General features: G+C 58.9%; 13 protein-coding genes and 1 tRNA gene. 6 read left to right on the top strand and 8 right to left on the bottom strand.

Features of this window, described 5'->3' with window-relative positions; all coding sequences use genetic code 11:
• Window positions 1-126: 126 nt before the first annotated feature.
• Complete coding sequence (gene cfa / locus ACTJJ6_RS03925) at window positions 127-1278, top strand: cyclopropane fatty acyl phospholipid synthase (RefSeq protein ID WP_004931341.1); 1152 nt, start codon at window positions 127-129, stop codon at window positions 1276-1278.
• 72 nt (window positions 1279-1350) lie between these two features.
• Here the strand turns inward: cfa and ACTJJ6_RS03920 are convergent, their stop codons facing one another.
• Both ACTJJ6_RS03920 and ACTJJ6_RS03915 read right to left on the bottom strand, forming a co-directional pair.
• Window positions 1351-1644 (bottom strand): I78 family peptidase inhibitor, encoded by a 294-nt coding sequence (locus ACTJJ6_RS03920; protein WP_016927929.1) that lies wholly within the window; start codon window positions 1642-1644, stop codon window positions 1351-1353.
• A 54-nt stretch (window positions 1645-1698) separates the two neighbouring features.
• Window positions 1699-2349 carry a riboflavin synthase gene (locus tag ACTJJ6_RS03915; protein WP_016927930.1) on the bottom strand — a complete coding sequence of 217 codons (651 nt, stop codon included), beginning with the start codon at window positions 2347-2349 and terminating at the stop codon, window positions 1699-1701.
• A gap of 239 nt (window positions 2350-2588) precedes the next feature.
• Between ACTJJ6_RS03915 and ACTJJ6_RS03910 the strand changes: the two genes are divergently transcribed.
• From ACTJJ6_RS03910 to ACTJJ6_RS03890, 5 genes are all read left to right on the top strand, one after another.
• Window positions 2589-3965, top strand: coding sequence for an MATE family efflux transporter (locus ACTJJ6_RS03910; RefSeq protein ID WP_049300311.1), 1377 nt, complete (start codon window positions 2589-2591; stop codon window positions 3963-3965).
• A gap of 181 nt (window positions 3966-4146) precedes the next feature.
• Window positions 4147-4223: transfer RNA gene (locus tag ACTJJ6_RS03905), tRNA-Val, on the top strand.
• Window positions 4224-4344: 121 nt separating this feature from the next.
• A complete protein-coding gene (locus ACTJJ6_RS03900) occupies window positions 4345-4650 on the top strand; it encodes a hypothetical protein (protein ID WP_016927932.1) in 306 nt (101 codons plus the stop codon).
• Between the two features lie 393 nt (window positions 4651-5043).
• Window positions 5044-6456, top strand: a complete 1413-nt coding sequence (gene pykF / locus ACTJJ6_RS03895; RefSeq protein ID WP_049300243.1) for a pyruvate kinase PykF — start codon at window positions 5044-5046, stop codon at window positions 6454-6456.
• Window positions 6457-6764: 308 nt separating this feature from the next.
• The gene (locus tag ACTJJ6_RS03890; protein ID WP_004931354.1) at window positions 6765-7001 is read left to right on the top strand and encodes a major outer membrane lipoprotein; all 237 of its coding nucleotides are present in this window, start codon (window positions 6765-6767) and stop codon (window positions 6999-7001) included.
• A gap of 143 nt (window positions 7002-7144) precedes the next feature.
• Here ACTJJ6_RS03890 and ACTJJ6_RS03885 read toward each other — a convergent pair whose 3' ends face one another.
• From ACTJJ6_RS03885 to sufB, 6 genes are all read right to left on the bottom strand, one after another.
• A complete protein-coding gene (locus ACTJJ6_RS03885) occupies window positions 7145-8158 on the bottom strand; it encodes a L,D-transpeptidase family protein (RefSeq protein ID WP_004931356.1) in 1014 nt (337 codons plus the stop codon).
• A gap of 296 nt (window positions 8159-8454) precedes the next feature.
• A complete protein-coding gene (sufE, locus tag ACTJJ6_RS03880) occupies window positions 8455-8871 on the bottom strand; it encodes a cysteine desulfuration protein SufE (RefSeq protein WP_337055351.1) in 417 nt (138 codons plus the stop codon).
• Window positions 8872-8906: 35 nt separating this feature from the next.
• Window positions 8907-10133, bottom strand: coding sequence for a cysteine desulfurase SufS (gene sufS, locus ACTJJ6_RS03875; protein WP_176063286.1), 1227 nt, complete (start codon window positions 10131-10133; stop codon window positions 8907-8909).
• Window positions 10130-11416, bottom strand: coding sequence for a Fe-S cluster assembly protein SufD (sufD, locus tag ACTJJ6_RS03870; RefSeq protein ID WP_049300241.1), 1287 nt, complete (start codon window positions 11414-11416; stop codon window positions 10130-10132). The genes sufS and sufD overlap by 4 nt, the downstream gene beginning before the upstream one ends.
• Complete coding sequence (gene sufC / locus ACTJJ6_RS03865) at window positions 11391-12137, bottom strand: Fe-S cluster assembly ATPase SufC (RefSeq protein WP_016927936.1); 747 nt, start codon at window positions 12135-12137, stop codon at window positions 11391-11393. Before sufC ends, sufD begins: the two co-directional genes overlap by 26 nt.
• Before the next feature lie 43 nt (window positions 12138-12180).
• On the bottom strand, window positions 12181-13677 hold the full coding sequence (gene sufB, locus ACTJJ6_RS03860) for a Fe-S cluster assembly protein SufB (protein WP_025302644.1): 1497 nt from the start codon (window positions 13675-13677) through the stop codon (window positions 12181-12183).
• Window positions 13678-13683 lie beyond the last annotated feature (6 nt).

Raw genomic sequence — 13683 nt, 5'->3', positions numbered from 1 at the left:
CCTCTGTTCATAGTCGGATATCAGACGCCGCGGGCTTATTTCCCGTTGGTATACGTATGCACCCGCAGAAATTGTCTAAGCTGTTTCCTAACGGGTCATCAGTCAGAAGAAGGTGATGGAGAAGCTATGAGTTCATCGTGTATAGAAGATCTGAGCATCCAGGATAACCAGTGGTACCGTATCGCGCACGAAATGCTCGGTCTGGCCGGTATCGAAATCAACGGATCGCGCCCTTTCGATATTCAGGTTAAAAATCCCGAATTCTTTAAACGCGTTTTGCAGCAAGGGTCACTGGGCCTGGGCGAAAGCTATATGGACGGTTGGTGGGAGTGCGAGCGGCTGGATATGTTCTTTCAGCGCGTGGTCAGCGCCGGGCTGGAGAAGAAACTCCCCCACCACCTGAAAGATACCCTGCGTATCGCCGCCGCGCGCTTGACCAATCTGCAATCGAAAAAGCGCGCCTGGATCGTCGGCAAAGAGCATTACGATCTTGGCAACGATCTGTTTACCCTGATGCTCGATCCTTACATGCAATATTCCTGCGGCTACTGGAAAGACGCCACCACGCTGGAGGAAGCGCAGGAAGCCAAGCTGCGGATGATCTGCGAGAAACTGCAGCTGCAGCCGGGCATGCGTTTGCTGGACATCGGCTGCGGCTGGGGCGGCCTTTCCGCCTATGCGGCGAAAAATTACGGCGTGTCGGTGGTCGGCGTGACCATTTCCGCCGAACAGCAGAAGCTGGCTCAGGCGCGCTGCGCCGGGCTGGATGTGCAGATCCTGTTGCAGGATTATCGCGATCTGCATCAGCAGTTCGATCGCATCGTGTCCGTTGGCATGTTCGAGCATGTCGGGCCGAAAAACTACCGCACCTATTTCGACGTGGTGGAGCGCAATCTGGCGCCGCACGGCCTGTTCCTGCTGCACACCATCGGCTCCAACAAGACCGACATGAACGTCGATCCCTGGATCAACAAATATATCTTCCCGAACGGCTGCCTGCCCTCCGTGAGACATATCGCCGAGGCCAGCGAAGGCCATTTCGTGATGGAAGACTGGCACAACATCGGCGCCGACTACGATCGCACGCTGATGGCCTGGTTCGAGCGCTTCAAACAGGCGTGGCCGCAGCTCGCCGAGCGCTATTCCGAGCGCTTCGAACGGATGTTCAGCTATTATCTGAACGCCTGCGCCGGCGCGTTCCGGGCGCGCGATCTGCAGCTATGGCAGGTGGTGTTCAGCCCGAAAGGCGTGGAAGGCGGCATCCGCGTCGCACGCTGAACGCTCCCCCTAATAAAAAAAGCCCCGGCAACCTCATCGCCGGGGCTTTTTTGTTCTTTCTAACCAGGCGGCTTAGCCGCAGTAAACGCGGATGATTTTATCGTCGCTGTCGCCAAGGAAGTTCAGGCGGCGCAGGTTGAAATCCATGGTGACGGCAGAGTTGTACGGAATCGCTCGCACCTTGGCGTCGATCCGCACGCCTTCCAACGAGGTCATCGGTTTGCCGACGAAGTTTTGATACTGCGATGCGCCACAGGTATCGTCCGCATCGGCCATTTGAGCGCCAGCGCCCTGCTCAGGCGAACTGCTGCAGGCGCTCAGCGCCAGCAACGCGGTTAACAACAACGTTTTCCCATAAAACTTCACGCGTTTCTCCTCTCTGCTTATGATTCGATGCCGGCGGTCACGCCAGAATCGCTGTCAGTCTTTGTGCGCCGGCGCCATCGCCGCGGCCAACGTCGCTTCCCGATTGGCCAGCACGCGCTCGACGGTGTCCACCACCGCCTGCGTTTGCGGATCGATCTCGATGTTCACCTTGTCGCCGAGGCGTTTCTTACCCAGCGTGGTGCGATCCAGCGTTTCCGGGATCAGGTGCACGCAGAAACGGTTATTCACCACTTCACCGATGGTCAGGCTAATGCCGTCGATGCCGATGAAACCTTTGTGCAGCACATATTTCATCAATTCCGCATTCGGCATGCGCAGCCATACCTGGCGGTTATTTTCCGAGGTATAAATTTTGGCCACTTCCGCCGTGCAGATAATATGGCCGGACATCAAATGACCGCCAATTTCATCATTGAATTTCGCCGCGCGCTCGATATTGACGATGTCGCCCAGCGCCAGATCGCCGAGGTTGGTCAGGCGCAGCGTTTCCTTGATCAAATCAAAGCTGACGCGGTTGCCTTCCACCGCGGTGACGGTCAGGCAGCAGCCGTTATGCGCCACCGACGCGCCCAGCTCCAGCCCCGGCAGCAGCTCGGCAGGCATTTCGATCACGTGGGTGCGGAAATTGGGTTTCTCATCAATGGCGACCAACGGCGCGGTGCCTTGTACGATACCGGTGAACATATGTGCCTCTTCTTGCTAAATAGGTTAAAACGCTACCGGCAGTTTGCCCCAGTTGGCGCTGAAAACCAAATCCGCGACGGCAAAAAACGAATGGCTGCGCATTTAATAACTCTTTATCTGCGGCGTTTGCTTAACGGCGCCGAGCAGGTACAATCTTTTTGACAAAATTCCGCTATTTTAATTGTTGTCCTCTCGCGGCAGCCCTCCCTCCCACATATATAAATAGAAAAGGTGTATGCGTGCAGAAGTACTTAATTGAAGCGCGTAGTTTATTGGCTCTCGCTATCCCAGTCATCATCGCGCAAATATCGCAAACCGCCATGGGCGTGGTGGATACCATCATGGCCGGCGCTTACAGCGCCACCGACATGGCGGCGGTGGCGGTCGGCACCTCGATCTGGCTGCCGGCCATTTTGTTCGGCCACGGCCTGCTGCTGGCGCTGACCCCGGTGATCGCCCAGCTCAACGGCGCCGGCCGTCGCGATCGCATCGCCCATCAGGTGCGTCAGGGCTTCTGGCTGGCCTCCGGCGTGTCCGTGCTGTTGATCGTCGTGCTGTATAACTGCAAGTTCGTCATCGACATGATGCACAACATCGATCCGCAGTTGGCGGATAAAGCCGTCGGTTATCTGCACGCCATCATGTGGGGGGCACCGGGTTACCTGTTCTTCCAGGTGATGCGCAACCAGTGTGAAGGGCTGTCCAAAACCAAGCCCGGCATGGTGATCGGCTTCCTCGGCCTGCTGGTGAATATCCCGATCAACTACATCTTCATCTACGGCAAGTTCGGCATGCCGGAGCTGGGCGGCGTGGGCTGCGGCGTCGCCACCGGCAGCGTCTACTGGATCATGTTCCTGATGATGCGCTGGTACGTGAAGCGCGCGCCGTCGCAGCGCGACATCAAGCGCCAGGCAGGCGATCTCGGCGGCCCGGACTGGGCGGCGCTGAAGCGCCTGATCGGCATCGGCATGCCGGTGGCGCTGGCGCTGTTCTTCGAAGTCACCCTGTTCGCCGTGGTGGCGCTGCTGGTGTCGCCGCTCGGGATCGTCGCGGTCGCCGGCCACCAGATCGCGCTTAACTTCAGCGCGCTGATGTTCGTGTTGCCGCTGTCGCTGGGCGTCGGCGCCACCATCCGCGTCGGTTATCGTCTGGGGGAAGGTTCGGTCGAAGGCGCGCGCGTCGCCGCTTACTCCGCCATCGGCGTCGGTATCACCATGGCCGTTTGCACCGCGCTGTTTACCGCCACTTTCCGCGAACCGATCGCCCTGCTGTACAACGACAGCCCGGCGGTGGTGGCGATGGCCTCGCAGTTGATGCTGCTGGCGGCGCTGTACCAGATCTCGGATTCGGTCCAGGTGATCGGCAGCGGCGTGCTGCGCGGTTATAAAGATACCCGCGCGATCTTCTTCATCACCTTTATCGCTTATTGGGTGTTGGGCCTGCCGAGCGGCTATCTGCTGGCGTTAACCGATGCGGTGGTGCCGGCGATGGGGCCAAGCGGTTTCTGGATCGGCTTTATCATCGGCCTGACCTTCGCCGCCATCATGATGGCGCTGCGCATGCGCTGGCTGCAGAAACAGCCGACCGCCGTCATTCTGCAGCGATCCACGCGCTGAACCCGCGCCCGGCCGGTTTCCTCCCCGGCCGGGTCGCGGTTTGCGGAAAAAAACGCCGGACTGCGCACAACCTCAGCAATCGCGTGAAATACCGAATAAAATTGCGCTTTTCCCCTTGCCAGCACGCAGGTAGCTCGTTAATATTCGTCCCCGCTGTCAGCCATGACAGACAGGAAAAGATGCGTCCGTAGCTCAGTTGGTTAGAGCACCACCTTGACATGGTGGGGGTCGGTGGTTCGAGTCCACTCGGACGCACCATATTGCTGATTCATCTCTTCCCCTATCGCGTTATACTTCCCGTTGTTTCGTCTCTGCCCGACCGTTCGATTTTTCATGTCGATTGCGCCGAACTACCGCCATCAGCCATCAGGAACGCCACATGACCACCTTCACCGCCAAAACCGCCTTTTTACCGCTCGACAATGGCCTTGCCCGCCGTGAAGGCGTGATGAGCGACGGTTCGCCGGCGGCGGAAGTGCGTTTCGAGGCCGGCGCCTTCGGCCAACTGCAAAAGCCCGCGCACGCGCGGCAAACCCGGGTGATATCCGGCGAATTCGAGTTCACCCTCGGCGGCGACACCCGGATAGTACGTGCCGGCGAGAGCCTAACCCTGCCGGCCAACGTCGCCAGCGGCTGCTTCTGCCTGAGCGCTGGCGTGCTGCTGGAAATCCCGCAAACGCGCTAAGCCATATTTACAGCAAGGTTATTTGCGCAACAAGCGGTGCGCAACGCGTTGCATTTGCGCCACATTTGCCCCCGTTTTGACATATCCGCCACACCGCCGCGGTTTTTTATTTTGTTTCCCGCCGCTTAGCCTTTATAATGCGCAACGTCTATCAGTTGAATGGTTTCAGCCCTTGATCTGCGAAAACGCAATAACAACACGATGTGATCTCACCCCGTTGCGCAGCATCTCCGCGCCCCCGCGCGGGCTGAATTTTTCCGCCCCACTTCAACTGTCGTCACCTATCCTTAACTATGTTTTTCACCACCAGGCACGGCTCAAATTCCCTATCGGCGTAAACAACGCCGGTCAAATTCGTTTTTTTATCCATCACAACTTGTAGAAAACTCCGCCATGAAAAAGACCAAAATTGTTTGTACCATCGGTCCAAAAACCGAATCGGAAGAAATGCTGACCAACCTGCTTAATGCGGGCATGAACGTGATGCGTCTCAACTTCTCTCACGGCGACTATGAAGAGCACGGCAACCGCATCAAGAACATGCGCGCCGTGATGGCGAAAACCGGTATCAACGCCGGCATCCTGCTGGATACCAAAGGCCCGGAAATTCGCACCATGAAACTGGAAGGCGGTAAAGACGCCTCGCTGGTCGCCGGCCAAACCTTCACCTTCACCACCGACCAGAGCGTGATCGGCAACAGCGATCGCGTAGCGGTCACCTACGCCGGCTTCGCCGCCGACCTGAAGATCGGCAACACCGTGCTGGTTGACGACGGCCTGATCGGCATGGAAGTCACCAACGTGACCGAGAACGAAGTCATTTGCAAGGTGCTGAACAACGGCGACCTGGGCGAGAACAAGGGCGTCAACCTGCCGGGCGTGTCCATCCAGCTGCCTGCGCTGGCCGAAAAAGACAAACGCGACCTGATCTTCGGCTGCGAGCAAAGCGTCGACTTCGTGGCGGCATCCTTCATCCGCAAACGCTCCGATGTGCTGGAGATCCGCGAGCACCTGAAAGCCCACGGCGGCGAGCAGATCCAGATCATCTCCAAGATCGAAAACCAGGAAGGCCTGAACAACTTCGACGAAATCCTCGAAGCGTCCGATGGCATCATGGTTGCCCGTGGCGATCTGGGCGTCGAGATCCCGGTAGAAGAAGTGATCTTCGCCCAGAAGATGATGATCGAGAAATGCAACCGCGCGCGTAAAGTGGTCATCACCGCCACCCAGATGCTCGATTCCATGATCAAAAACCCGCGCCCTACCCGCGCGGAAGCCGGCGACGTCGCCAACGCCATCCTGGACGGCACCGATGCCGTCATGCTGTCCGGCGAGAGCGCCAAGGGCAAATACCCGCTGGAAGCGGTCAACATCATGGCGACCATCTGCGAGCGCACCGATCGCGTGATGCCTAGCCGCATCGACTCCCTGAACGATCGCCGCAAGCTGCGCATCACCGAAGCGGTGTGCCGCGGCGCGGTTGAAACCGCCGAGAAACTGGACGCGCCGCTGATCGTGGTCGCCACCAGCGGCGGCAAATCGGCGAAATCCGTGCGTAAATACTTCCCGAACGCGGTGATCCTGGCGCTGACCACCAATGAAACTACCGCGCATCAGCTGGTGCTGAGCAAAGGCGTCATTCCGCAGATGGTCAAGGAAATCGCCTCTACCGACGACTTCTACCGCATCGGTAAAGAAGCCGCCCTAGCCAGCGGCCTGGCGCAGAAAGGCGACGTCGTGGTGATGGTTTCCGGCGCGCTGGTGCCAAGCGGCACCACCAACACGGCCTCGGTACACGTGCTGTAATATAAAACGTGACATAATTGTCTTGATCAAAACGCCGCTTTGCGGCGTTTTTTTTATCAGCAGTAAACTATTTTTCTCAAAACGCAACCGCGATCCGCTCATTATTTAGCTAATAAAGAATCGGAGTAGTCCCATGGAAGCCGGCTGTTTTCCCTCGTTTTTTTAACTAATTTGTAAAACCAGATGCAAGTTTGAGCGAACGATCAAAATAAAGCACCTCAACACTAAAAAATTATTCTCTTTCGAAAAAAGTTTGTGTAATACTTGTAACGCTACATGGAGATTAACTCAATCTAGAGGGTGTTATAATGAATCGTACTAAACTGGTACTGGGCGCGGTAATCCTGGGTTCCACTCTGCTGGCTGGCTGCTCTAGCAACGCTAAAATCGATCAACTGTCTTCTGACGTTCAGACTCTGAACGCTAAAGTTGATCAGCTGAGCAACGACGTGAACGCAATGCGTTCTGACGTTCAAGCTGCTAAAGACGACGCAGCACGCGCTAACCAGCGTCTGGACAACCAAGCTCACGCTTACAAAAAGTAAGATAGCTTTGGTTATTGAAAACGGCGCACATTGTGCGCCGTTTTTTTTTGTCTGTCCGTCAGCACTGGATGTTGCCTGCACGGCAGGCAAAAAAAAGAGGTTCAGCACGCTGAACCCCTCTTCGACCGCTCAATCCTGCAAACTTAGTTCACCGAACTGATTGGCGCTGCCTTGAATGGGCTCTTATTCGCCGCAGGAGCCGCTGCAGGCGTCAAACTCACCGCCGACGGGCTCTCCCCTACGTTGACCAGCACCGGCATGCCAGAACGGCGTACAACCGCGCTATCGAATACGGCGCGATCGGTTTGCCCATCGGCCGCAAAGGCTTTCTCCGCTTTAGACAACGCGATCGGCATGGTCTGCGGATCATCACTTTCTACCCGCGACAGCGGCTGGTGCACTTCCACATAGCGTTTGCCGTCCGGCTCGACGGAAATCTTCACCGGATCGTTGATCACTTGCACCCGCGTGCCGCGCGGCACCATGTTGAACAGCGCCTCGATGTCCGTCGGACGCAGACGAATGCAGCCGGAGCTGACGCGCATGCCGATACCGAAGTTGGCGTTGGTGCCGTGGATCAGGTATTCACCGCGCCCCATCGCCAGACGCAGGGCGAACAGCCCCATCGGGTTTTCAGGGCCGGCCGGCACCACCGCAGGCAGCGTCACGCCCTGGGATTGATAGCGCTTGCGGATGTTGGCGGTGGGCGTCCAGGTCGGATTAGGGATCTTCTGGCTGATGGAGGTCACCTCCAGCGGCGTGTGCATCCCGGTCTGGCCGATGCCGATCGGATAGACGATCACTTTGTTCTCGCCTTTCGGGTAGTAATAAAGGCGCAGCTCGGCCAGGTTGACGATGATCCCTTCACGCTTGGTGTCAGGCAGCAGCATTTGGGTCGGAATGGTCAGCACCGTACCCGGCTTGGGCAGGAACGGGTCAGTGCCAGGGTTGGCTTCCAGCATGCCCAGCAGACCGATCTTGTAGTCAGCGGCGATGGCTTCCAGCGGGCGGCCGTCGTTTGGCACGGTATAAGTGGTGTTTTCGCCGATCAGACGGCTGTCCGGCGGCGGCAGCGGGTACTCGGTCGCACTGGCGGCCTGCGTGCCGGCCAATACGGTGGCGAAGACCATGCCCATTAAACTCAACGCACGTTTCATTATCATCCCTATATTTTTTATGACGGTTCGCCCACAAGGCTAACGAGCACCTGGTGGTGGGTAAATCAGACAATACCTGATTAATACTAGCAACGCTGGTATCAAAGGCAATAAGTCCTCTAAAAATCAACACGTTATAACGTAATCGCCGTCATTGATTGTCAACGAAACGTCAACAGATAAGCTGCTGAAATATCACTGAATTGGGCGCGTTGTTCGGGGGAAAACCGTGAATTGTAAAGACTCATTGACAAAGCGAAGATATCAATGAGTCTTGAGGATGAGGGCGTTATAGGTCAGGCCAGCTGCGCCGCTTTACTGCGAACGGCGCGGATCATCGCCTCCAGCCCCTGTGAGCGCGAAGGCGTCAGATGTTGGCTGAGCGCCAGCTCGGTGAAAAACGGCCGCACATCGAGATCGACGATCTGCTGCGGCGTCAATTGACGATAAAGAATGAACACCACCGCCAGCAGCCCTTTGACGATCGCCGCGTCGCTGTCGCCGTGAAACTCGACCTGCCCCTGCTCATCGCGGCGCATCACGATCCACACCTGGCTCTGACAGCCGGAGATCAGGTTGCCGGCCTGCCGCTCGGCCTCGTCCAGCGGCGGCAATTTGGCGCCGAGTTCAATCACGTACAGGTATTTCTCCTCCCAGTTCAGACAGCGGGAGAAATTACGCACCAATTTATCTTTGTCCGGCAAATTCGCCATGGGGATCCTTTTGTACGCCGGGGACGCGCCCCGGCCTAACCTAATAGCTGATGAATGCGTTGCAGCCCGGCCACCAGCCGGTCCACCTCTTCGCGGGTATTATATAACGCCAGCGAAGCGCGGCACATGCTCGGCACCTGATAAAACGCCATCAGCGGCATCGCGCAGTGATGGCCGGTGCGAATGGCGATACCGTACTGATCGAGGAAGCTGCCGACGTCATAGGCGTGGTGTTCCCCCAAATTAAAGGCGATCACCCCGGCGCGATGCGCCGGACCATAGATTTTCAGCGTTGGCACCTGCTTGAGCGCCTCGAGCGCGTAATGCATCAGCGACTGTTCATAATCGTGGATCGCATTCAGGCTCAAAGCTTCGACGTAATCAAACGCCGCGCCCAGCCCCATGATGCCGGCGGTGTTCGGCGAACCGGCCTCGAAGCGCCACGGCGGATCGGCGAAGGTGGTGCCCGCCGTCAGGCTGACCTGCCGGATCATCGAGCCGCCCCCTTCCCACGGCGGCATCTGCTGCAACAACGCCTGGCGGCCATACAGCATGCCGATGCCGGAAGGGCCATACAGCTTATGGCCGGAAAACACGTAGAAATCGCAGTCCAGCGCCTGGACATCGACGCGCTGGTGCATCACCGCCTGCGCGCCGTCCACCAGCACCGTCAGATCCGGCGCCAGGGTTCTGGCGCGGGCGATGATCTCACGCACCGGGTTGACGGTGCCCAGCACGTTGGAGACCTCGGTCAGCGCCAGCAGTTTGCAGGACGCGTCGACCAGTTCCGGCAACCGCGCCAGATCCAGCGTGCCGTCCGGCTGCAGCGGCCACACCCGCAGCTGCAACCCACGCTCTTGCGCCAGCATCTGCCACGGCACGATGTTGGCGTGGTGCTCCATCTCGGTGATGAGAATCGCATCGCCCGGCTGCAGCAGGTGGCGGCCAAAGCTGTTGGCCACCAGGTTGATGCCTTCGGTGGTGCCCTTGACGAACACCATCTCTTCCGCCGAGGCGGCATTGATAAAGCGCGCCGCCTGTTCCCGCACCGCTTCCATCTGCTGAGTCGCCTCGGCGCTCAGGGTGTGGATGCCGCGATGCACCGCCGCATAACCGTGGCGGTAGAACCCCAGCTCACGGTCGATCACCGCCTGCGGTTTCTGCGCGCTGGCGGCGCTGTCGAGATAGGCCAGCGGTTGGCCGTTCACCTCACGCGCCAACAGCGGGAAATCGCCGCGTACGCGTTCAATCGGATAACTCATGCAGCCTCCCCCGGCAGGCGCTGGGCGATGCGAGCCAGCACCCGTTCCCGGATGGTGTCGTTGGCGATGCCTTCGGTCAGCTCGGCGGCGAAGGCGAAGATGATCATCTGCTGCGCCGCGTGCTTGTCGATGCCACGCGACTGCAGATAGAACAGCTGCTCTTCATCGATGCGCCCCACGGTGGCGCCGTGGCTGCACTTGACGTCGTCTGCGTAGATCTCCAGCTGCGGCTTGGTATCCACTTCTGCCACCTTGCCCAACAGCAGGTTATGGTTGGTCATCTGGCCGTCGGTTTTGATCGCGTGCTTGGCCACTTTGATCATGCCGTTGAACACCGCCTTGCCGCGATCGCTGACCACGGTTTTATGCAGCTGCCGGCTTTCGCAATAGCCCTTGTTGTGCTCCAGATAGGTGCGGGTGTCGCAAATCTCTTTGCCCACCGGCAGCACCAGGCTGTTGATCACCAGATTCGCGCCTTCGCCGTTCAACTGCGCGCTGGTGTTGTGCCGCGTCAGGCCGGCGCCCAGCAGGAAGCTGTCGCTTTTCACCCGCGCGTCGCGGCCGATAACCAGATCGTTGTGGGCAAAGTGGTAGCTTGGCTGGCTCTCAAACGCCAGCTTGCAGTGCAACAGCCCGGCGTTGTCCGCCACATTGGCGGTCAGGCGCGCGCCGGTGAAGTGTGCGGCCTCGCCCAGGCTGACGTAGTGTTCGATCACTTCCGCCTCAGCCCCGCGCCCGATCTCCAGATGATGGCGGTGATGCACGGTGTTCACTTCCCCGGCTGCGCCGCGTCCGCTGCTGATGTGCAGCAGATACAGCGGGCGTGCAGGGATCTTGCCGGCCGGCAAGCGAATCAGGCTGGTTTCCTGCGCCAGGCTTTCGGTCAGGTGCAGAAAAATCTCTGGCTGGATCGGCTCCGGCAACGCCTGAGGCGTGCCATAAGCGGTCAACTCGAACTGGTAATCGCCCAAGTCGCCATCGCTCAGCGCGGCGCTGTAGCGGCCGTCGATAAACACCAGCCGACAGGCATCGATGCCGAGCGCCAGCACATCGAGCTGCTCTGCGCTCACCGGGGCGGGCTGCGGTTCGAGGAATTGCTGCTCCAGCAGGCTCTCCAGCGGCGTGTATTTCCAGTTTTCATGCTTGCGCGTCGGCCAGCCGAGGCGCAGCGCCTGCTGCCAGTGCGCCAGCGCATGCGGCGAACGCTCGCCGCCGCGGCCTTCGAACAGGCGATACAGCTGCTGCAGCGCGTTTGAATTACTGTTGGTCGGTAAGCCAGCCATAGCCCTGCTCCTCCAACTGTTTCACCAGCGAGAAATCACCGGATTTGACGATGCGCCCCTGCGACAGCACGTGTACGTAATCCGGCTGGATATAGTCCAGAATGCGCTGGTAGTGGGTGACGATGATAAAGGCGCGCTTGCCGTCCCGCAGCGAGTTGACGCCGTTGGCGACGATCTTGAGCGCATCGATGTCCAGGCCGGAGTCGGTTTCATCGAGAATGCACAGATCCGGTTCCAGCGCCGCCATCTGCAGAATGTCGTTGCGTTTTTTCTCGCCGCCGGAGAAGCCGACGTTGACCGAACGGGTCAACAGATCGGCCGGCATGTCCAGCAGCGCGATTTTCTCTTCGATGAAATCGGCGAAGTCAAAGCGATCCAGTGGCTCCTGTTCGCGGTATTTGCGCACCGCGTTGACCGATGTCTGCAGGAAGAAGTGGTTGCTGACGCCGGGGATCTCCACCGGGTACTGGAAGGCCAGAAACACGCCCTCGCCCGCGCGATCTTCCGGATCCAGCTCCAGCAGATCCTTGCCTTTGAAGGTGACTTCCCCTTCGGTCACTTCATATTCTTCACGCCCGGCCAACGTGGCGGACAGCGTGCTCTTGCCCGAGCCGTTCGGCCCCATGATGGCGTGCACTTCGCCCGGTTTGATCTCCAGATCCAATCCCTTGAGGATCTCGTTGCCTTCCACGCTGACTTTCAAATTCTTGATGCTTAACATGCTGTGTCCTCAGATAGCGCCGACGGCGCTAAAAATGCGGCGATTAACCCACGCTGTGTTCCAGGCTGATGGCCAGAAGTTTTTGCGCCTCGACGGCGAACTCCAGCGGCAGCTCGGAGAAAACGTCCTTGCAGAAACCGTTGACGATCATCGAAATGGCGTCATCCTCGCTGATGCCGCGCTGCAGGCAGTAGAACAGCTGGTCATCGCCGATCTTCGAGGTGGTGGCTTCGTGCTCCAGCTGCGCGCTGTTGTTGCGCGCTTCAACGTAAGGGAACGTGTGGGCGCCGCTGTCCGGCCCGATCAGCATCGAGTCGCACTGGGTAAAATTACGGGCGTTTTCCGCCCCCGGCAGGATTTTCACCAGGCCGCGATAGGTGTTCTCGCTGTGGCCGGCGGAGATGCCTTTGGCGATGATGGTCGACTTGGTGTTTTTGCCGATGTGGATCATCTTGGTGCCGGTATCCGCCTGCTGATGGCCGCTGGTCAGCGCCACCGAGAAGAATTCGCCGATCGAGTTATCGCCCTGCAAAATCACGCTCGGGTATTTCCAGGTGATGGCCGAGCCGGTTTCCGACTGGGTCCAGGACATTTTCGAACCGGCGCCTTCGCACAGCGCGCGCTTGGTGACGAAGTTGAGAATACCGCCCTTGCTCTCGCCGCCGGAGAACCAGTTTTGCACCGTCGAGTATTTCACTTCGGCGTCTTTATGCAGGATCACTTCCACCACCGCCGCATGCAGCTGGTAGCTGTCGCGCACCGGGGCGGAACAGCCTTCGATATAGCTGACGTAGCTGCCTTCGTCGGCGATCAGGATGGTGCGCTCGAACTGGCCGGTTTTGGCGGCATTGATGCGGAAATAGGTCGACAGCTCCATCGGGCAGCGCACGCCTTTCGGCACATAGACGAAGGTGCCGTCGGAGGCCACCGCGGCGTTCAGCGCAGCGAAGAAGTTATCGTTGGACGGCACTACGCGCCCCAGGTACTGACGCACCAGATCCGGGTATTCCTGGATCGCTTCGCCGAACGAGCAGAAGATCACCCCGCTCTCCGCCAGTTTTTCACGGTAGGTGGTGGCGACCGAGACCGAGTCGAAGATGGCGTCCACCGCCACCTCGCTGCCCTCGCGCACCGGCACGCCGAGCTGATTGAACGCCAGCTCCACTTCGCTGGTCAGGTAATCTTTTTCCGTCGCCGCGCCCGGTTGCTGCTCGGCGCCGGGTTGCGAACCGCAGGCATCGTCGCAGCTGCCGCAGGACGGCGCCGAATAGTAACTGTAGTCCTGGTAGTTCAGGCGTTCGTAATTGGCCTTCAGCCAGTGCGGCTCCTCCATCTGCAGCCAGGCGCGGTAGGCCTCGAGGCGGAATTCCAGCATCCACTCGGGTTCGTTGCGCTTGGCCGAGATGGCGCGCACCACCTCTTCGTTGATGCCTTTGGCCAACTCATCGGTTGCCAGCTGGGTGAAGAAACCTTCTTTGTAGCGACCTTCGCTGACCCAAGCCTGCACTTCATTAGGCATTTCTACATTGCTTCGTGTCATGTTGAT

It is taken from the genome of Serratia sp. 22278 (assembly GCF_052045405.1).
Classification (GTDB): Bacteria; Pseudomonadota; Gammaproteobacteria; order Enterobacterales; family Enterobacteriaceae; genus Serratia; species Serratia marcescens.
This window is presented reverse-complemented; position numbering and strand designations above follow the sequence as displayed.

What these genes read in the sequence shown, in the direction of transcription:
- cfa (WP_004931341.1), top strand. Translation starts at nt 127, where the DNA reads ATGAGTTCATCGTGTATAGAAGATCTGAGCATCCAGGATAACCAGTGG.
- ACTJJ6_RS03915 (WP_016927930.1), bottom strand. Translation starts at nt 2,349, where the DNA reads ATGTTCACCGGTATCGTACAAGGCACCGCGCCGTTGGTCGCCATTGAT.
- ACTJJ6_RS03900 (WP_016927932.1), top strand. Translation starts at nt 4,345, where the DNA reads ATGACCACCTTCACCGCCAAAACCGCCTTTTTACCGCTCGACAATGGC.
- pykF (WP_049300243.1), top strand. Translation starts at nt 5,044, where the DNA reads ATGAAAAAGACCAAAATTGTTTGTACCATCGGTCCAAAAACCGAATCG.
- ACTJJ6_RS03890 (WP_004931354.1), top strand. Translation starts at nt 6,765, where the DNA reads ATGAATCGTACTAAACTGGTACTGGGCGCGGTAATCCTGGGTTCCACT.
- ACTJJ6_RS03885 (WP_004931356.1), bottom strand. Translation starts at nt 8,158, where the DNA reads ATGAAACGTGCGTTGAGTTTAATGGGCATGGTCTTCGCCACCGTATTG.
- sufE (WP_337055351.1), bottom strand. Translation starts at nt 8,871, where the DNA reads ATGGCGAATTTGCCGGACAAAGATAAATTGGTGCGTAATTTCTCCCGC.
- sufS (WP_176063286.1), bottom strand. Translation starts at nt 10,133, where the DNA reads ATGAGTTATCCGATTGAACGCGTACGCGGCGATTTCCCGCTGTTGGCG.
- sufD (WP_049300241.1), bottom strand. Translation starts at nt 11,416, where the DNA reads ATGGCTGGCTTACCGACCAACAGTAATTCAAACGCGCTGCAGCAGCTG.
- sufC (WP_016927936.1), bottom strand. Translation starts at nt 12,137, where the DNA reads ATGTTAAGCATCAAGAATTTGAAAGTCAGCGTGGAAGGCAACGAGATC.
- sufB (WP_025302644.1), bottom strand. Translation starts at nt 13,677, where the DNA reads ATGACACGAAGCAATGTAGAAATGCCTAATGAAGTGCAGGCTTGGGTC.